The sequence below is a fragment of the Aeromicrobium sp. genome, from assembly GCF_049587115.1.
Classification (GTDB): Bacteria; Actinomycetota; Actinomycetes; order Propionibacteriales; family Nocardioidaceae; genus Aeromicrobium.
Window position 1 is genome coordinate 1 of the sequence record NZ_JBAVDI010000061.1, and the last position, 18,469, is coordinate 18,469.

An 18,469-nucleotide genomic window follows, 5' to 3' on the forward strand; every position below is an offset into this window, starting at 1 on the left:
TCATCAACGAGCACAGGATCGGTCGTGATCTCGTCGTGGCGCTTGAGCAGACCGCCGAGCGCATGGACAGTGAGGACTTCCTCTGGGTCGGCGAGGCCGTGGCCGTCCACCGTGACACCGGAGGCAATCTCAACGAAGTGCTTGACCGGGTCGGTCAGACGATGCGCGAGCGCAATCAAGTGCGTCAGCAGGTCGCTTCGCTCGCCTCGGAGGGCAAGTTCTCCGCCGTCGTGCTCATGCTGTTGCCGGTTGCGGTGGGCGGCTTTTACTCCATCCTGAACCCGACCTACATGGCGCCGATGTTCACCTCGAGTGTCGGCCGGGTCCTGCTCATCGGCTCGCTGCTGCTCTACGTCGTGGGCGGTCTCTGGATGCGGGCGATCACGAACGTGAAGTACTGACATGGGGCCGCTCCTGCTGATCCTGCTCGCTGTACTGTTCGTCGCAAGCGCGCTGTACGCGTTGCTGATCGCTCTCGAGGTTGTCGGGACATCCAGCAAGGCGGTCCGCGAGCGGCTCGAGTTGTCGACCCCGGTGCAGAGGTCGGACGACGAGGCTGGTCCGACCCTTCGGGCCGACTCCTCGATCGGAGGGGTGACCCGGCTACTGGCTCGCCCGAGCTCATTGGCAAAGCTTGATCGCTCGATCCAGCTCGCCGGTCGACCAAAGGGGTGGACGGCACCCAAGATCATCGCGATCCGTACGGTCGCAGTCGGCATCGCGTTGTTCATCTTCTTCGCACTGGTGTCTGATGGCGCGACGACGGTCCGCTTCATGACTGGCGTGGTGTTCGTGTTCGTCGCCTTCGCAGCGCCCGGTGTGCTGATCCAGAATCGCGCGACTGCCCGCCAGGAGATCATCCAACGCGAGCTCCCCGACGTGCTCGACCAGGTCAGTATCGCGATCGAGTCCGGGCTGGGGTTCGAGGGCGCGTTCGCGCGCATCGGCGAACGACGGGCAGGCCCGCTGGCTGAAGAGGTCGTCAGAACTGTGCAGGACATGCGCCTGGGGATGAGTCGGCGCGAGGCGTACCAGGCCCTGGCTGACCGCACTGATGTGGACGACCTGCGCCGATTTGTCAAGAGCATCGTGCAGGCTGAGCAGTACGGGATCTCGATCTCGTCCGTGGTCCGTACACAGGCGGGGGAGATCAGATTCAAGCGCAAGGCGCGGGCCGAGGGAAAGGCACTGCAGGTGCCGGTGAAGATCCTGTTCCCGCTGCTGGTCTGCATTCTTCCGGTGCTGTTCATCGTGGTCCTGACCCCAGCCATCATCAACATCTCGAAGACGATTGGCTGAAGTTCTCAGCCGGCGCCTTACCGGCGTCACCCACGAGGTCGGGACGCAATGCTGGCGTCCCCAGGCGCAACCGACGCGTCGCCGCCGTACGAGACGCGGGCCACAGCCCATTTCCCCATTGCCCTTTGGCTTTACATTTGCTACCTTTCTGTAAAGCGCCCTCCCTGGGGCGCGCCAGGAGGAAATATGACGATCGAGGCAACCGTCGACGGCGAGATCATCCAGTGGCGCGATCGCAAGCGTCACCTGTGGATCATCGGAGCGCTCGTACCCCTGATCCCGGTGGGCATGTGGGGGCTGTTCGCGCTCACCGGCTCGAGCCTCGCGTGGTATTTCGGACCGTTCTTCGTCTTCGTGATCGTCCCGATCGCCGACCTGCTCGCCGGTCTGGATCCGGACAACCCACCGGACGAGGTGCTCGAGGCGCTCGAGGAGGATCGCTACTACCGGTGGGTGACGTACGCCTTCATCCCGCTCCAGATCGCCGGACTCGTGTGGGGCGCCTTCCTGCTCGGTGGCGGGACGGTCCCCGGCATCGAGGACCCGCTGACCATCGTGCAGAAGATCGGTCTGGCGTTGGGCCTGGGCATGGTGGCCGGCATCGGCATCAACACTGCCCACGAGCTCGGACACAAGAAAGAGGAGTACGAGCGCTGGTTCGCCCGCATCGCGCTGGCGCAGACCTTCTACGGCCACTTCTTCATCGAACACAATCGTGGCCATCACGTCCGCGTCGCCACTCCGGAGGATCCGGCGAGCGCCAGGATCGGTGAGACGGTCTGGGAGTTCATGCCGCGCACCGTGGTGGGGAGCCTTCGCAGCGCGTGGGAGCTGGAGAAGAAGCGCTTCGCGCGCCAGAAGAAGACTCACTGGTCGGCCAAGAACGACGTGCTCAACGCCTGGGCGTTCTCCTTGGTCCTGTGGGGCGGCCTGATCGCGGCGTTCGGCTGGCAGATCCTGCCGTACCTCGTGCTGCAGGCCATCGCCGGCATCTGGCTGCTCGAGTCGGTCAACTACCTGGAGCACTACGGCATGAAGCGCCAGAAGCTGGAGTCCGGCCGCTACGAGCGAGTCAACCCGAGCCACAGCTGGAACTCCAACAACATCGGCACCAACGTGCTGCTCTATCACCTGCAACGCCACAGCGACCATCACGCCAACCCGACCCGTCGGTACCAGGCGCTGCGTGACTTCAAGCAGGCGCCGGTGCTGCCGACGGGCTATGCGGGCATGATCGTGCTGAGCTGGGTGCCGCAGGTCTGGCGCTCGGTCATGGACGACCGGGTCGTACGTCACTACGAGGGAGATCTGAGTCTGGCCAACGTGCACCCCCGCATGGCCGCGCGATACGCGCGGAAGTACGGCCAGGTCTCAAAGGAGGCCGCATGAGCACTCGAGGCAACCAGTTCATCTGTCCCAACTGTGAGTACGTGTACGACGAGGAGAAGGGCGATCCGCGGGAGGGCTGGCCGGCGGGTACGCCGTTCGCCCAGATCGACCCGGATTGGACGTGCCCCGACTGCGGGGTGCGCGAGCAAGTCGACTTCGTGCCGATCGATGAGTTTCAACGCAACGACCAGGACGGCAACATCATTGCCGCAGAAGACCGAGGACGAGGAGACGACGCGTGAAGCGTTGGGAATGCCAGCAGTGCGGATTCATCTACGACGAGGCCGAGGGTTGGGAAGAGGAGAACATCCCGCCCGGCACCAAGTGGGAGGACATCCCTGACGACTGGACCTGCCCGGACTGCGGTGCGGCCAAGGCCGACTTCACGATGCTCGAGCTGGTCTGATCCACGTGACAAATCCTCCTGCTACGCACCGGACCGTCATTGTCGGCGCCGGGATCGCGGGCGTCAGCGCAGCGGCGGCCCTGCGAAGCAGCGATTACGAGGGGGACATCGACCTGCTGGGAGCGGAGGCCGAGCTTCCGTACCGCCGGCCTCCGGTCTCCAAGGAGATCGTGCGCGGCGAGAAGACCGCTGACGAGATCAGGATCAAGAAGCAGCAGTGGTACGACGAGCAGTCGATCAACCTGCACACTGGCGTGACGGTCTCCTCGATCGACACCGAGGCGCACGTGGTGCGGCTGGTCGACGGCAAGCCGCTCCACTACGACCAGCTCCTGCTGGCGACCGGAGGGCGCGCGCGCAACCCGTGGAACGCGCCCGGCGTGCGAACGCTGCGAGACCTGTCGGACGTCCCGAGCCTGCAGACCGAGCTGACCGGCGGACACGTCATCATCGTCGGAGCCGGGTTGATCGGCTCGGAGATCGCAGCCAGCGCGCGTGGGCTCGGTTCCGAGGTGACACTGCTCGAGACCGCCTCGCTGCCGCTGCCGCGTCTGCTGCCGCCCGAGCTGGGCGAGCTGTATGTCGAGCTGCACAAGAGCGAGGGCACCGACCTGCACACCGGTGTCGCGGTCTCCGCGGTCGAGCCTGACGGCGTTCAGACCATCGTGCGGGCAGTCGACGGGCGGACGTGGTCCGCGCCAGTTGTCGTCGTGGCGGTCGGGATGGAGCCCAACGTCGAGCTGGCAGCGGAGGCCGGCATCGACACCGCACCGCCCGAACAGGGCGGTGGGATCATCGTCGACGCACACGGCCGCACGTCCGTGCCGGGGATCTACGCTGCCGGCGACGTCGCCAACCAGCCCAATGGTGTCCTGGGCGGACGACACCGGGTCGAGCACTGGCAGGGCGCGCAGAATCATGGGACCGCGGTCGGCAAGGTCATGGCCGGCGGGGACGACCCGTTCGTCGAGGTCCCCTGGTGCTGGTCGGACCAGTACGGCTTCACGCTCCAGGTGGCCGGCTGGCCCGAGGCCTCGCACGAGCTCGTCGTGCGCGGGTCACTCGCAGACCGTGACTTCGTGGCCTACCTGCTGGGAGACGGTGTGGTCCGCGGGGTCGTCTCGATCGGCCGGCCAAAGGATGTCCGCGTGGCGCGGGCATGGATCGCCGCCGGCGAGCGTCTCGACGCTGTACTCGAAGGCGGTCCGACGACGTGACCGCCACCGTCCGCCAGCCGGGCCCGGTCCGTGGGCGTCTGCTCGACGCGGCTCAGGACACGATCGAGGCCGCCGGGTGGTCGACGGTCACGATGTCGCGGATCGCCGACAAGGTGGGGGTCAGCCGGCAGACGGTCTACAACGAGTTCGGGACCAAGCACGGACTGGCCGAGCAGCTGGCCCTCCGTGAGCTGGACCGCTTCCTCGGAGTGGTCCGCGAGCGGATGGCCACCCGCACCAGCATCGTGGAGGGCATCCGCGCGGCCTGTGAGGGCGTCCTGCAGATGGGGGAGGAGAGCCTGCTGGTCCGGACGATCGTCGGCTCACTGCCCGAGGAGCACGACACGGACTTCCTCAAGATCCTGACGACCGAGTCCGGCGAGATCGTCGAATCTGCCGTGCTGGTCGTCAAGCAGTGCGTGGTCGAGCTCTACCCGCCGACTCCGCTGACCGACGCCGAGCTCGACACTGCCGTGGAGGTCGTGGTGCGGCTGGTCCTCTCTGCGATCACCCGGCCGTCCAAGTCGCCGGTCGAGGCGGCTTCCGACATCGCGTGGATCGTCGGTCTGGCGCTGGCCGGGGCCGATGCCCAGGCCCAGCCGGCGTCCTGAGCGGCATCAGATCCAGCGGTCGAACCACATGCGGTCGTGCCAGCTGTCGTACGGAATGACCTTGCCGGTGTAGATCGGGTGGAAGTACCAGAACGCCACCACGACAGCGGCCAGGAAGAATCCGGCGAACAGCCACACGACGTAGCGGTGTCGTGCTGTCACGGCGGCGCGAAAGAGCACGTGCACGACCAGAGCGATGGCGATGATGGTGAACGGGATCATCACGACGGCGTAGTAGGAGAAGATCGGCCGGCCCGTGCTGAGGAACCACGGAAGCCAGCTGACGAGGACACCCACCACCGGCACGCCCCACTGCCAGCGGCGGGTGCGGATCCACGCTGGGATCGCCGCGAGCAGGGCCAGCAGCCCGGTCCACCACAGAATCGGGTTGCCGAGCAGCAGCACCTCGCGCAGACAGGTCGAGCTGGCCGGGGCGCCGCACCGGTCGGCAGGGAGGTCTCCGGTGTACTCCACGCCGACGGGACGCTCCATCACGAGCCACCCGATCGGATTGGACTGATACGGGTGCGGCTTGGCCTCGTTCAGTCCGTGGGCGGAGAAGTCATAGGTCATGACGTGGAAGTGCCACAACGATCGCAGGGCGTCGCGCGTCTCGCCGAGGAAGCCGGTGGTCGGCTTGTCGACATACGCTCCCCACGGCGCGGAGTAGTCGCCGTAACCGCGCCCGAACCGTGCCTCGTACGCGTCGTGGTGGATCAGGAAGCCGGTCCACGTCGCGAGATAGACCAGTCCGGCGACGACGACGATCGAGATGAACGCCGGGCCACCGACCACGAGCGCCGTGGTGATCCAGCCGTGGCGCCGTACCCCGTCCCGCGGCGGTCCGTTGCGCCGGGCGAGAATCTCCCACCCGACGGCGAGGACGCCGAACGCTGCCAGCACGTAGACGCCGTTCCACTTGGTGGCGCACCCCATTCCGAAGCTCAGCCCGGCCAGGAGCTGCCACGGCCGAACCAGGCGGTACCGGTCCAGCCGGACGCGGATCCAGTCGCGATCGGCGACCAGGCACGCGACGCCGCACACCAACCAGAAGGCGAGGAACACGTCGACCAAGGCCAGGCGCGACATCACGAAGTGCAGGCCGTCGAACGCCAGGAGCAGCCCCGCGAGACACCCGATGGCGGTCGACCCGGTCATCCGGCGTACCAACCGGGCGAGCACCAGAACGGTCAGCGAGCCGACCACGACGGCAGCGATGCGCCAGCCGAACGGATCCAGCCCGAACGCCCACTCCCCGAGCGCGATGACCCACTTGCCGCCATCGGGGTGCACGATCCATGACGGCTCGGTCGTCATCAGCCCGGACGTGTCGCCGGCCACGATCTTGTCGTTGGCGTTCTCGACGAAGTCCCGCACGTACCCGTGCTGGAGCAGCGACCACGCGTCCTTGGCGTAGTAGGTCTCGTCGAACATCAGGATGCGGGGCCGGCCGACGTTCCAGATCCGCAGGCCGAAGGCCAGGAGTGCGACCGCGACCGGTCCGATCCACCCCCACGCCCGATCCGGGACCCGCCCGAGGCGATCGGGGACCCTCGCCAGCAGTGACACTCCGACAGCCTAGGTGACCTGACAGGATGGCCGCATGCTCATCCTCGCGGCCACGCCGATCGGTCAGGTCGCCGACGCCAGCGGACGGCTTGCTCAGGTGCTGTCCTCGGCCGACGTCGTCGCCGCCGAGGACACTCGCCGGCTCAAGCGGCTCGCATCCGAGCTGGGGATCGAGATCGGCGGACGGATCGTCTCCTACTTCGAGGGCAACGAGGAGCGACGCACCCCTGAGCTCGCCGCGATGCTCGTCGACGGTTCGACCGTCGTGCTCGTGACGGACGCCGGAATGCCCAGCGTCTCCGACCCCGGTTATCGGTTGGTCGTCGCTGCGATCCAGGCCGACGTCGCGGTCACCGCGATCCCGGGGCCCTCGGCAGTACTCACGGCACTTGCGGTGTCCGGGCTGCCGGTCGACCGGTTCTGCTTCGAGGGTTTCCTCCCACGCAAGTCCGGAGAGCGCACCCGAGCGCTGACCGAGCTCGCAGCCGAGCGGAGGACGATGGTGTTCTTCGAGTCGCCGCACCGCACGGAGGCATCGCTGCGGGCGATGGCGGAGGTGCTGGGTGCGGAACGACCGGCTGCGGTGTGTCGTGAGCTCACCAAGACCTACGAGGAGGTCGCCCGGGGAGGACTCGGCGAGCTCGTGGAGTGGGCCGCCGGGCAGGAGCAGGGCGTTCGTGGTGAGGTCACGATCGTGGTCGGTGGAGCCGCGGCAGACTCGCGGACCTACACCCCCGAGGACCTGCACGCGCTGGTGACGGCCCGCCAGTCCGAGGGCCTGAGCCGCAAGGACGCGATCGAGCAGGTCGCGGGCGAGACCGGCACCCGGCGCAAGGACGTCTACGACGCCGCGCACTCGTAACCGTCCGGGGCGCCACCACTACGATTGAGGACGTGCCCGCCGAAACGTTCTACGTCACCACGCCCATCTACTACGTCAACGACGCGCCTCACATCGGGCATGGCTACACGACGGTCATGGGCGACATCATCACCCGGTGGCACCGGCAGCGCGGCGAGAACGTCTGGTACCTGACCGGCACCGACGAGCACGGTCAGAAGGTGCTCCGCAAGGCCCAGGCCAACAACGTCTCACCCCAGGCGTGGGTCGACCGGCTCGTCGAGGAGGAGTGGAAGCCGCTCCTGGACACGCTCGACATCGCCAACGATGACTTCATCCGGACCACCGAGCAGCGGCACATCGATGGTTCGAAAGCGTTCTGGACCGACCTGCACGAGCGCGACGCGGTCTACCAGGGTTCGTTCAGTGGCTACTACAGCGTCGGCAGCGAGGAGTTCGTCGGCGACGACGACGTCGCCGAGGGCGAGGGTGACGACGAGGGCTTCAAGGTCTCCAAGCTCGACGGCAGCCGGGTCGAGCACATGACCGAGGACAACTACTTCTTCCGGCTCAGCGACTTCCAGCAGCGGCTGCTGGACTTCTACGAGGCCAATCCGACCTTCATCCAGCCTGAGTCGGCACGCAACGAGGTCATCTCCTTCGTCAGCCGCGGCCTGCGCGACCTGTCGATCTCACGGTCGACCTTCGACTGGGGCATTGGCGTCCCGTGGGACGACCAGCACGTCATGTACGTCTGGGTCGAGGCCCTGCTCAACTACGCCACCGCTATCGGGTACGGCACCGACCCGGAGCGCTTCGAGGCGGTGTGGCCAGCCAGCATCCACCTGGTCGGCAAGGACATCGCCCGGTTCCACGCAGTCATCTGGCCAGCCATGCTGATGGCCGCCGGGCAGCCCGTGCCGCACCAGGTCTTCGCGCACGGTTGGCTGCTGGTCGGCGGACAGAAGATGAGCAAGTCCAAGGCCAATGGCATCCGTCCCGACGAGATCGTCGACACCTTCGGATCGGATGCCTACCGCTACTACTTCGCGCGAGCGCTGACCTTCGGCAGCGACGGATCAATCTCGTGGGAGGACATCAGCGCGCGCTATCACTCCGAGCTGGCCAACGGCTTCGGCAACCTCGCGTCGAGAGTCGCCGCGATGATCGGCAAGTACTTCGGCGGGGTCCTCCCGGCTGCAGGTGCTCGCACGGCCGCTGAGCAGAAGGTCGTCGATGTCGTGGCCGAGGCCGTCGCCGAGGCCGACGCCGCCATCGAGGCGGTCGCTCCGCAGGATGCGTTGGCCGCGATCTGGCGGATCGTGGACGAGCTCAATGGCTACCTGACCGAGCAGGCGCCGTGGCAGGTCGCGAAGGACGAGGCCGCCGGTGATCGACTTGCGACGATACTCGCGACCGCCGCCGAGGGGCTGCGCGTGCTCGCCGTCGTGCTCAACCCGATCATGCCCAAGGCCTCGAATGTCCTGTGGGGCTCGCTCGGGGCCGGACCAGTGCTCGGTGAGCTCGCCGACCAGCGGATCGACAGGGTCGCGGCGTGGGGGCAGCTGCCGGCAGGCACCACGATCACCAAGCCGGCGTCACTGTTCCCGCGCATCGAGGCGTCGGCCGAGTGATGCTGACGCAGGGTTGGCCCGCGACCCCCGAGGCCCTGCCCTCTCCGGTCGTCGACAACCACTGCCACCTCGACCACCCGGCGTACGCCAAGGGGGTCGAGTCGGGGTTGTTGATTCCGGTCGACGAGGCGCTCGACCGCGCCGCCGCGGTGGGAGTCACCCGTACGGTCCAGGTGGGCTGCGATCTGGCGAGCTCTCGCTGGGCGGTACAGACCGCCGCGGCGTACGACTCGGTCGTGGCGGCGGTCGCGCTGCACCCCAACGAGACCCCCGGCCTGGACGAACGGGGCGAGCTGGATGACGCGCTGGCCGAGATCGACGCGTTGGCTCGGTCTCCGTACGTGCGGGCGGTCGGCGAGACCGGGCTCGACTACTTCCGCACCGGCGAAGACGGCCGGAAGGCTCAGCACGAGTCGTTCCGGGCGCACGTCCAGATGGCCAAGCGACACGACCGCACCCTGGTGATCCACGACCGGGATGCGCACGACGACATCCTGGCGGTGCTCGACGACGAGGGCGTCCCGGATCGGGTGGTCATGCACTGCTTCTCGGGGGATGCGGTCTTCGCCCGGGAATGTCTGGACCGCGGGGCCTATCTGTCGTTCGCCGGCACCGTCACCTTCAAGAATGCTGAGAACCTGCGCGAAGCGCTCCGAGTCACCCCGATCGACCGTATCCTTGTCGAGACCGATGCGCCGTTCCTCACACCCGTGCCGCACCGTGGGCAGCCAAATGCTTCATTTCTGATCCCGCTCACGGTGCGATTCATGTCTGGAATTGCAGGCAAAACGGTCGATGAGATGTGCCGGGCGATCGATGCCAACACCGATCGCGCCTTCGGAGGTGCCTGGCCCCAGAGGATTTGACCTAGGAAAGGGCGTCGTTATGGTTGAAAGTCGGCCCCGTCACCGACTGTCAAGGAATTCTGTGCCTTCAGCTTCAACTGACAACACCCCGTCCATCTCCGGAAAACGCCGCAACCGCAAGTCGTTGCCGCTCATCGCTCTCAACCTCGCGATCGTTCTCATCGTCGCTGGAGGTACCGCCGCCTACGGCGTGCTGAGCCACACCGTCACCCTCACGGTCGACGGCAAGAGCGACACCATCCGCACGTTCGGGGACAAGGTCTCCGACGTCCTGGAAGCCAAGAACGTCACGGTCCACCCCGGCGACCGACTGAGCAAGCCCGCATCGGCCGCGCTCTCCGACGGTGACAAGATAACCGTGTCGTACGCCAAGCCAGTGACCCTTGCCGTTGACGGCACCGTCACCGAGCACACGGTCTACGACCGGACCGTCGCCGACACGTTCGACACCCTCGGCGTCGAGCCGCAGAAGGACGCGTACATCTCCGCCAAGAGTGGCTCCGTCATCCCGCGTGAGGGCATGGAGCTCGTCGTCAGCAGCCCCAAGTCGCTGACCGTGATCGCCGACGGCAAGAAGAAGACCGTCACGTCCGCCAAGCCGACCGTCGCCGGAGTGCTGGAATCCGCGAACGTCAGCATGGACTCCGATGACGAGGTCAAGCCCGGCAAGGACGCCTTCGTCAAGCCCGACTCCGACCTGCGGGTCGTTCGCATCAAGAAGGTCACGAAGACCGTGACGGTGCCGATCAAATACTCCGTCAGGGTCCAGAAGGATCCCAGCGCGGCGCGGGGTGAGAAGACGATCGTGCAGGCGGGCAAGCCCGGCGAGAAGTCCGAGAAGGTCACGCTCGTCTACGCCGACGGCAAGGTACGCGAGCGCATCGTGCTGGTCTCCCGATCGCTGTCCGACCCGCGCCCGCAGATCGAGAAGCACGGCACCAACTCCGTCCCGTCCGGCAGCGTGTGGGACAAGATCGCCCAGTGCGAGTCTGGTGGCAACTGGAGCATCAACACCGGTAACGGCTACTACGGCGGTCTGCAGTTCAGTGCCGCGACCTGGCACAGCGTCGGCGGTCCGGGTCTCCCGCACCAGAACAGCCGCGAGACCCAGATCAAGTACGCCAAGATCCTGCAGGCCCGCTCGGGCTGGGGCCAGTGGGGCTGTGCCCACGCGAGGTTCAACTGACGCACTCGCCAACGCCCAAGCCCGGCAGGCTGCTCGGAGCCGCTGATGTCCGACGCCTGGCTGAGTCGTGCGGCATCCGTCCGACCAAGCAGCGCGGGCAGAACTTCGTCATCGACGCCAACACTGTGCGGCGCATCGTGCGCACGTCCGGTGTCGGCGTCGATGACGTCGTGGTCGAGATCGGCCCCGGCCTCGGCTCCTTGACCCTGGGTCTGCTGGAGGTCGCGGCGCACGTCACGGCAGTGGAGATCGACGAGGTGCTCGCGGCTCAGCTTCCGTCGACCATCGCGGAGTATGCGCCCGATCAGGTGACTCATTTCGACTTGGTGATCTCCGATGCGATGCGGGTCACCGAGCTTCCCGGCCCCACTCCGACAGCGTTGGTGGCCAACCTGCCCTACAACGTGTCGGTCCCGGTGCTGCTGACCTTCCTCGAGCGGTTTCCGACCATCGCCACGGGACTCGTGATGGTCCAGGCCGAGGTCGCGCACCGGCTCGCCGCCGGGCCGGGCACCAAGACGTACGGTGTCCCGAGCGTCAAGGCGGCCTGGTACGCCGACGTCAGACTTGCCGGCTCGATCGGCCGCAACGTGTTCTGGCCGATGCCGAACGTCGAGTCTGCTCTGGTGGCCTGGACGCGACGCGAGGCACCCGGCGACGAGGAGCAGCGGCTACGGACGTTCGCGGTCGTCGATGCCGCTTTCGCACAACGGCGCAAGACGATGCGTGCAGCCCTCGCCGAGCTCGCCGGATCGGGCCCGGCCGCCGAAGCAGCTCTCGTGGCAGCAGGTATCTCACCGCAGGCCCGGGGCGAGCAGCTCGGTGTCGAGGAGTTCTTCCGGCTGGGCCAGACGCTCACGCCTGCCTGAGGCGGTCGCCGCGCAGGCAGTTCAGCCGGGGTGTCCCACGCTCGCGCCTGTGCCACTAGGTTGAACGCGTGAGCACCACCGCCGTCCGGGTCCCCGCCAAGATCAATCTGTGCCTCGGTGTCGGCCCCGTCCGCCCGGACGGGTACCACCACCTCGCCACGGTCTACCAGGCCGTCGACCTGCACGACGAGGTGCGGGCGACTGTGCGCGACGACGACCGGATCGTCGTCGCGGTGCACAGCGAGCTCGACGTCCATGCCGAGATGGCTTTCGTCCCCGAGGACGACGACAACCTGGCGGTGCGCGCCGCCCGCCTGTTGCGCGAGGCCACCGGAGCGACTGCGGGGGTCGATCTCGCGATCCGCAAGGTCATCCCCGTCGCGGGAGGAATGGCCGGCGGCTCGGCCGATGCAGCCGCTGCACTGGTGGCATGCAACGACCTGTGGGGCACGGGGCTGTCCCGCGCCGACCTCGAGCCCATCGCCGCCCACCTGGGCAGTGACGTGCCCTTCCTGCTGCACGGCGGAAACGCGATCGGCGGGGGTCGCGGTGAGACGATCAGCCCGGTCCTGGCCCGCGGGTCCTATCACTGGGTCTTCGCGATGGCGCATGAAGGACTGTCGACCAAGGCGGTCTACGCCGAGTTCGACCGGATCAACGAGGGACCCGGGGTGCCCGAGCCGGTCGTTCCCGATGCATTGCTGGCCGCGCTCCGCGCCGGAGACGCCGAAGCGCTGGGCGACGCGCTGTCCAACGATCTGACCGAGGCCGCCCTGTCACTGCGGCCCGAGCTGCAGGACACCCTTGAGATCGGCATCGAGGCGGGCGCCCTCGGGGCCATTCTTTCGGGCTCCGGTCCCACGGCACTGTTCCTCGCTTCGGACGAGCAGCACAGCCTCGACATCGCGATCGCGTTGAGCAGCGCCTCGGGCTGTGCGGACGTGGTCCAGTCCCGCGGGCCCGTGCCCGGCGCCCGGATCATCTGAGCCGCCGAGGCGGTCAGCCGTCGACGAGCTCGCTGAGCTCGATCCAGCGCGTCTCGTGCACGGAGACCTGGGCCTCGAGCTCCTGGACGGACCGGGTCAGCTCCAGCAGGCCTGGACCGTCGGTGGGATCGTGCTGAGCCATCTCCACGTGCAGTGCGTCGATGCGGGCCGACAGCTTTTCCATCTTGCGGTCGATCGACGCGATCTCCTTCTTGGTGTTGCGGAGCTCGGCGCTCGACAGCTTCGATGCGGAGGCCGTGTGACCCGCGGTGGAGGGGTTGGAGGCGGCAGGGGTGTCCTGCTCCTTGCGCAGCCGCAGGTACTGGTCGACGCCGCCGGGCAGGTGACGCAGGTGTCCGTCGAGGATCGCGTACTGCTGATCGGTGATGCGCTCGAGCAGGTAGCGATCGTGCGAGACCACCAGCAGCGTGCCGGGCCACGAGTCGAGAAGGTCCTCCATCGCGGCGAGCATGTCGGTGTCGAGGTCGTTGGTGGGCTCGTCGAGCACCAGGACGTTGGGCTCGTCGAGCAGGATCAGCAGCAGCTGGAGTCGACGTTTCTGGCCGCCGGACAGATCACGGACGGGCGTCGCCATCTGCTCGTTGGAGAAGCCGAGTCGCTCCAGCAGCTGGCTCGGCGTCATCTCCTTGCCACCGGAGACGTAGGCCGTACGTTGGCGTCCCACGACGTCGCTGACCCGGTCGGATCCGACGTCCTTGAGCTCGTCGAGCTCCTGCGTCAGCGTGACGACCTTGACGGTCTTGCCGCGCTTGACCCGCCCCGTGGTCGGCTCGACCTTGCCGGTGACCAGGCCCAGCAGCGTCGACTTGCCGGCACCGTTCGCGCCGAGGACACCGGTGCGCTCGCCCGGTCCGATCCGCCACTCGACGTGCCGGAGCACCTCGTGGTCGTACGAGACGCTGACGTCCAGGATGTCGACCACGTCCTTGCCCAGGCGTGAGGTCGCCATCTGCTTCAGCACGATCGGGTCGCGCGGGGGCGGCTCGTTCGCGATGAGCTCGTTGGCCGCGTCGATCCGAAACTTGGGCTTGGACGTCCTGGCGGGTGCACCTCGCCGCAGCCAGGCCAGCTCCTTGCGCATGAGGTTCTGTCGCTTGGACTCGGTCGCCGAGGCGTGCCGGTCGCGTTCGACGCGCTGCAGGATGTACGCGGCGTAACCGCCTTCGAAGGGCTCGACGATGCCGTCGTGGACCTCCCAGGTCGCATTGCACACTTCGTCGAGGAACCAGCGATCGTGCGTGACGACCAGCAGGCCGCCGGCATTGGCCGACCACCGGGTGCGCAGGTGTCCCGCGAGCCACGTGATGCCCTCGACGTCCAGATGGTTTGTCGGCTCGTCGAGAAACAGGACGTCGTCGTCGCCGACGAGCAGCGCGGCCAGCGCGACTCGCCGACGCTGGCCACCGCTGAGGTTGCCGATCGTCGCGTCCCACGCGATGTCGGAGACCAGGCCGGCGATGACGTCGCGGATCTTGGCGTCACCGGCCCACTCGTAGTCCTCCATGTCACCGACGATGGCGTGGCCGACGGTCTGCGTCTGGTCGAGCGTGTCGGTCTGGTCGAGCATGCCGATGTGGACGCCGCCACGGGTCGTGACGCGGCCGGAGTCTGGCTCCATGCGACCGGCGAGGATGCGCAGGAGGGTCGACTTGCCGTCGCCGTTGCGACCGACGATGCCGATCCGATCGCCCTCGTCGATGCCGATCGTCACGGATTCGAAGACGGTCTTGGTAGGGAAGTCCAGGCCGATGGATTCGACGCCGAGTAGATGTGCCACCGAAGAAGTCTAGGCGGCTTCGCGCATCTGATTGACCACGTGTCCCTGTGTGCGCACAGATGGCGGTGGCGGAGCTGCTTCAGTGGTCGAACGGGTGCGACAGGACACGCAACGACTGCGCGAGAGTGGCGGCGTCCTCGCGGGACAGGCCCACCAGCAGGTCCTGCTCGTGCGCGAGCAGCGCATCAAGAGCTCCATCGACCGCGACGCGCCCCGGCCCGGTCAGCCTGACCTGGACGCCGCGTCGGTCCGCGGGATCGGGAAGGCGCTGGACCAGGCCCTTGCCGACGAGCCGATCGACCCGGTTGGTCACGGTGCCGCTGGTCACCAGCGTCTCCTGGACGAGCTGCCCCGGGGACAGCTGGTACGGCTCGCCGGAGCGACGCAGTGCCGACAGCACGTCGAACTCGGACGTCTCGAGGTCGTGGTCCGCGAAGGCCTGCTTACGAGCCCGGTCGAGGTGGAGCGCCAGTCGGGTGATGCGGCTCAGCACGTGCATCGGGGACACGTCCATGTCGGGACGCTCCCGCTGCCACGCCGCGATCAGCCGATCGACATCGTCTTCCACGCTCCCATCGTAGGTGTCAAGATTCTTGATGTCGAGATTGTTTGGCGGCACGCACGTAGGCTCGCGGACATGACCCCCACAGAGCTGCTCGCCGCCGGACCCACGACCCAGAGCGAGGCGCTCGCCTCAGGCGAGGTCACTTCGCGCCAGCTCACCGAGGCGTCGCTCGAGGCGATCCGCGTCGCGGATCTGGCGATCAATGCGAGCGTCGCGGTGTACTCCGACCAGGCGCTGGCTGCGGCCGACGAGGCTGACCGCAGACGTGCCGCCGGCGAGCTCGGGCCGCTGCTGGGCATTCCGATCGCGGTCAAGGACGACATGGACATAGGTGGCACCGTCACCGGCAAGGGCAGCAACGCGATGTCTCGCCCTGCTGCGGACGACACCGAGCTCGTCGCCGCGATGCGGTCGGCCGGCATGGTCATCGTGGCCAAGTCGGCCCTGCCGGAGCTGGCGATCTTCGGATTCACCGAGTCCGATGCGCACGGCATCACGCGCAACCCACGCCACCTGGGGCACACCCCTGGCGGATCGTCCGGCGGCTCGGCGGCGCTCGTCGCATCCGGCGCGGTGGGTATCGCGACGGCGTCGGACGGCGCTGGCTCGATTCGTATCCCGGCCGCGTGCTGCGGCCTGGTGGGCTTCAAGCCGACCCAGGGCAGCATGCCGAGCTCGGGTGGTTGGCACGATCTCTCGACCCAGGGCTGCGTCGCGGCCGCGGTGGCCGACAGCGCCCTGTTCCTGGACGCCTTCGGTTCGTTCGACTCGTCGCTGAGCGAGGCGGCCGTCACCGATCCCGCACCGCTGCGCATCGGTCTGTCCTTCAGCGCCGCGGCCGCGACGAAGCCGTCTCCGCTGGACCCCCGCATCCGTGCGGCCCTGCTTGAGACAGCCGAGACCCTCCGTGCGGCCGGCCACACCGTGGTCGAGGTCGAGATCCCCTACAAGCTCGACTCCAAGGCTTTGACGGTCCGATACCTGGCCGGCATCACCGAGGCTGCCGACGGCACGGATGACCCCTCCCTGCTCGAGCGCCGCACCAAGGCGATCGTGCGACTGGGGCGGCCGTTCGGGCGACGAGCCGTCGCCTGGGCCAAACGGCAGGGCGCGGCATTCGGTGACGGCCTGCACGACAGCCTCGGTGTCGACGTCCTGCTGACCCCGGTCATGTCGGGACCTGCCGTGCCGGTCGAGCACTGGCGTGGCAAGGGCGGTCTCGCGACGGTGCTGTCGATGAATGCGTTCTACCCGTACACCGCTCAGTGGAACCATGCCGGCGTACCGGCGGTGTCGATGCCGGCCGGCAGCACCGTCGACGGCCTGCCGCTGGCCGTCCAGCTGATTGCCCGCACCGGCGATGACGCCCGGCTGATGTCGCTGGCGGGACAGCTCGAAGCGGCCCGGTGACGCCGGCGGCGTGGGACCCCGATCGCTCCTAGCAGTTCGTCGACGACCGCTCACGGCCGTATGTCGAGCTGGTGAGGTGCTTGCGGCGGCCTAGACGCAAAGTCTCCACGCAGATCGGGTCGGCCCCGCCATGGGCGCTGCAACATCACGGACGAAGACCCTCAGCCGGGTACGTCGATCAAGACCTCGCGCAGGCTGGCTCTAGCCGCGGCGTACCGGCTGCGTGCTGTGGACGTGTTCAGACTCAGCAGCTCGGCTGCTTCGGCAATGCTGAACCCGTCCCAGTGCACCAGCATGACGAGCTCGCGGTGCTGGGCGGGCAGGCGGAGCACCGCATCACGCACGGCGTGGGTCTCCTGGTCATCCGGCGGGGTAGGCGTGGTGCAGAGCACGCTACGCAGCCGATCGGTGAGCTCGAGGCGCCGCCGGGATCGGCGACGGTCGTTGCGCAGAAGGTTCGCCGCGATCACGAACAACCACATGCGCTGCCGCTCAGGGTCCTCTGGCATCGACTCGATCTTGCGCCAGGCCGTCAGCATGGTCTCGCCCAGCAGGTCAGCGGCGTCCTCAGGTGAGGGGACCCGCCGCACGAGATAGGTCAACAGGTCTGATGAGGTCGCACGCAGGGCAGCGCGCGCGGCGGCAGTTTCGTCGGCGTTCACTCGTCACCGCCCTCACAGGAGCTGGCCATTGACACCGACGTCGCCGAGGTGGGCAGGCTGCGAGCGTCGAGCTCGGCGTCGACACCGCGCTGCACCGCGGCCTGAACCGCTCGCGCCTCGTAGTCGTCCACGGTCTCTGCCATTGCCTCCTCGGAGTTCTCGGTGACCCGCGGCGGTAGCTTCGCGGTGGCCGCTGCGACGTCGATGCTCGACACGTCGAGGTCAGCCAGATACTGCTCGGCCACCGCTACCGCCGACGCGCGCGTCGCATCTGCGACCGGCCTGTTGCCGACCTCGACGCCTTTGATGCCGAAGGTCAACGCGCACGTCGAACCCGTCGACGTGACGATCGAGCCGTTGAGCGGCGCATCCTGGTACCAAGGCAGGATCCCACCGGCGCCAGCCGCGGCCGCACCCACGGTGAGCGCTCCAATCGCGGCCAGCCAGCTCACGCCGAGGCGGCGACGCAGCTGCTGGCTGTTCGGTCGAGCGAGCCGTTCGGCCTCGGCTATGACCAGGTCGATCTCGCGGCGCAGCTGGACCGATCGGATAGGGACCGGCAGGGCTGAATCGGCGAGATGCTGGTCGAGAGGGTCCATGATGACTCCTTCATGTGTGGGCTTGGTTCACCCAGTACATGTCCCGAAGTGTCGACTGCGTCCATCCCGATCTGCTGGGCCTGGGGTGTGGTTCAGCCTCGTGAGTCTGAATGACCGAGTCGGGGTGAGACGACAGCGGATCGCCGCGGCGAGTCGGGCGCACGAGGTCGAAGCCGCCTGTCGTGGCCACGGTCCGGGGGCCCAGTGACCGGCGAATGGCCGAGCCCGGGCCCGTCGCCCAGCTCGGCGATGGAGCTACGGTCGTCGTAGCAGCGACGAACGCTGGATGAGTGACTCCGGCACGTAGGGCTCCTGAGGCTGGATTGCAGTGATGACTGACAGTGACACGACAACCCGTCCCGTGCAACGGCAAAGGCGTCGAATGTGAGCAGCGACGAAGTGTCGTCCGATACAGGTCGGTTCAGACGAACAGTTGCTCGGGGTCGCCGCGCTCCGTCAGGCCTGACCCGCACGTCCGTGGGGGACGATCCTGCCGTTCACCCGGACCTTTGCCGTCGCCCGCCGCGAGGCCTGGCTCCGGTACGCTGGTGGGGCGACCCCG

Annotated in this window: 19 protein-coding genes; 14 read left to right on the forward strand and 5 right to left on the reverse strand. The window is 67.6% G+C overall.

Annotated features, from left to right (window positions below):
- The 7 genes from WB461_RS05935 to WB461_RS05965 form a co-directional block, all read left to right on the forward strand.
- Positions 1–401, forward strand: a 401-nt coding sequence (locus WB461_RS05935; RefSeq protein WP_423851803.1) for a type II secretion system F family protein, incomplete at its 5' end; no start/stop codon positions are given.
- A gap of 1 nt (position 402) precedes the next feature.
- On the forward strand, positions 403–1,299 hold the full coding sequence (locus tag WB461_RS05940) for a type II secretion system F family protein (protein ID WP_423851804.1): 897 nt from the start codon (positions 403–405) through the stop codon (positions 1,297–1,299).
- A gap of 186 nt (positions 1,300–1,485) precedes the next feature.
- A complete protein-coding gene (locus tag WB461_RS05945; protein ID WP_423851805.1) occupies positions 1,486–2,688 on the forward strand; it encodes an alkane 1-monooxygenase in 1,203 nt (400 codons plus the stop codon).
- On the forward strand, positions 2,685–2,930 hold the full coding sequence (locus WB461_RS05950) for a rubredoxin (RefSeq protein ID WP_423851806.1): 246 nt from the start codon (positions 2,685–2,687) through the stop codon (positions 2,928–2,930). The genes WB461_RS05945 and WB461_RS05950 overlap by 4 nt, the downstream gene beginning before the upstream one ends.
- Positions 2,927–3,094, forward strand: a complete 168-nt coding sequence (locus WB461_RS05955; protein ID WP_309967252.1) for a rubredoxin — start codon at positions 2,927–2,929, stop codon at positions 3,092–3,094. The genes WB461_RS05950 and WB461_RS05955 overlap by 4 nt, the downstream gene beginning before the upstream one ends.
- Positions 3,095–3,099: 5 nt before the next feature.
- A complete protein-coding gene (locus tag WB461_RS05960) occupies positions 3,100–4,311 on the forward strand; it encodes an NAD(P)/FAD-dependent oxidoreductase (protein ID WP_423851807.1) in 1,212 nt (403 codons plus the stop codon).
- Complete coding sequence (locus tag WB461_RS05965) at positions 4,308–4,922, forward strand: TetR family transcriptional regulator (protein WP_423851808.1); 615 nt, start codon at positions 4,308–4,310, stop codon at positions 4,920–4,922. Before WB461_RS05960 ends, WB461_RS05965 begins: the two co-directional genes overlap by 4 nt.
- 6 nt (positions 4,923–4,928) lie before the next feature.
- Here WB461_RS05965 and WB461_RS05970 read toward each other — a convergent pair whose 3' ends face one another.
- Positions 4,929–6,491 carry a dolichyl-phosphate-mannose--protein mannosyltransferase gene (locus WB461_RS05970; protein ID WP_423851809.1) on the reverse strand — a complete coding sequence of 521 codons (1,563 nt, stop codon included), beginning with the start codon at positions 6,489–6,491 and terminating at the stop codon, positions 4,929–4,931.
- A gap of 34 nt (positions 6,492–6,525) precedes the next feature.
- Here WB461_RS05970 and rsmI point away from each other — a divergent pair, with 34 nt between their 5' ends.
- The 6 genes from rsmI (at position 6,526) to WB461_RS06000 (ending at position 12,873) form a co-directional block, all read left to right on the forward strand.
- On the forward strand, positions 6,526–7,353 hold the full coding sequence (gene rsmI, locus WB461_RS05975) for a 16S rRNA (cytidine(1402)-2'-O)-methyltransferase (protein WP_423851810.1): 828 nt from the start codon (positions 6,526–6,528) through the stop codon (positions 7,351–7,353).
- 32 nt (positions 7,354–7,385) lie between these two features.
- Positions 7,386–8,966 (forward strand): methionine--tRNA ligase, encoded by a 1,581-nt coding sequence (gene metG / locus WB461_RS05980; protein WP_423851811.1) that lies wholly within the window; start codon positions 7,386–7,388, stop codon positions 8,964–8,966.
- On the forward strand, positions 8,966–9,832 hold the full coding sequence (locus tag WB461_RS05985) for a TatD family hydrolase (protein WP_423851852.1): 867 nt from the start codon (positions 8,966–8,968) through the stop codon (positions 9,830–9,832). Before metG ends, WB461_RS05985 begins: the two co-directional genes overlap by 1 nt.
- A gap of 61 nt (positions 9,833–9,893) precedes the next feature.
- Entirely contained in the window at positions 9,894–11,018 is a 1,125-nt protein-coding gene (locus WB461_RS05990; protein WP_423851812.1) for a transglycosylase family protein, read from the forward strand.
- On the forward strand, positions 10,994–11,887 hold the full coding sequence (gene rsmA / locus WB461_RS05995) for a 16S rRNA (adenine(1518)-N(6)/adenine(1519)-N(6))-dimethyltransferase RsmA (protein ID WP_423851853.1): 894 nt from the start codon (positions 10,994–10,996) through the stop codon (positions 11,885–11,887). The genes WB461_RS05990 and rsmA overlap by 25 nt, the downstream gene beginning before the upstream one ends.
- A gap of 68 nt (positions 11,888–11,955) precedes the next feature.
- Positions 11,956–12,873: a 4-(cytidine 5'-diphospho)-2-C-methyl-D-erythritol kinase gene (locus WB461_RS06000; protein WP_423851813.1), complete on the forward strand. Its 918-nt coding sequence runs from the start codon at positions 11,956–11,958 to the stop codon at positions 12,871–12,873.
- Between the two features lie 13 nt (positions 12,874–12,886).
- On the opposite strand, the gene WB461_RS06005 is transcribed toward WB461_RS06000, so the two are convergent.
- Both WB461_RS06005 and WB461_RS06010 read right to left on the reverse strand, forming a co-directional pair.
- The gene (locus WB461_RS06005) at positions 12,887–14,671 is read right to left on the reverse strand and encodes an ABC-F family ATP-binding cassette domain-containing protein (RefSeq protein WP_423851814.1); all 1,785 of its coding nucleotides are present in this window, start codon (positions 14,669–14,671) and stop codon (positions 12,887–12,889) included.
- A 79-nt stretch (positions 14,672–14,750) separates the two neighbouring features.
- Positions 14,751–15,239 (reverse strand): MarR family winged helix-turn-helix transcriptional regulator, encoded by a 489-nt coding sequence (locus WB461_RS06010; protein ID WP_423851815.1) that lies wholly within the window; start codon positions 15,237–15,239, stop codon positions 14,751–14,753.
- Positions 15,240–15,308: 69 nt separating this feature from the next.
- Here WB461_RS06010 and WB461_RS06015 point away from each other — a divergent pair, with 69 nt between their 5' ends.
- Entirely contained in the window at positions 15,309–16,646 is a 1,338-nt protein-coding gene (locus WB461_RS06015) for an amidase family protein (protein ID WP_423851816.1), read from the forward strand.
- A gap of 161 nt (positions 16,647–16,807) precedes the next feature.
- Here WB461_RS06015 and WB461_RS06020 read toward each other — a convergent pair whose 3' ends face one another.
- A complete protein-coding gene (locus WB461_RS06020) occupies positions 16,808–17,308 on the reverse strand; it encodes an RNA polymerase sigma factor (protein ID WP_423851817.1) in 501 nt (166 codons plus the stop codon).
- The gene (locus tag WB461_RS06025; protein ID WP_423851818.1) at positions 17,305–17,907 is read right to left on the reverse strand and encodes a hypothetical protein; all 603 of its coding nucleotides are present in this window, start codon (positions 17,905–17,907) and stop codon (positions 17,305–17,307) included. Before WB461_RS06025 ends, WB461_RS06020 begins: the two co-directional genes overlap by 4 nt.
- Positions 17,908–18,469 lie beyond the last annotated feature (562 nt).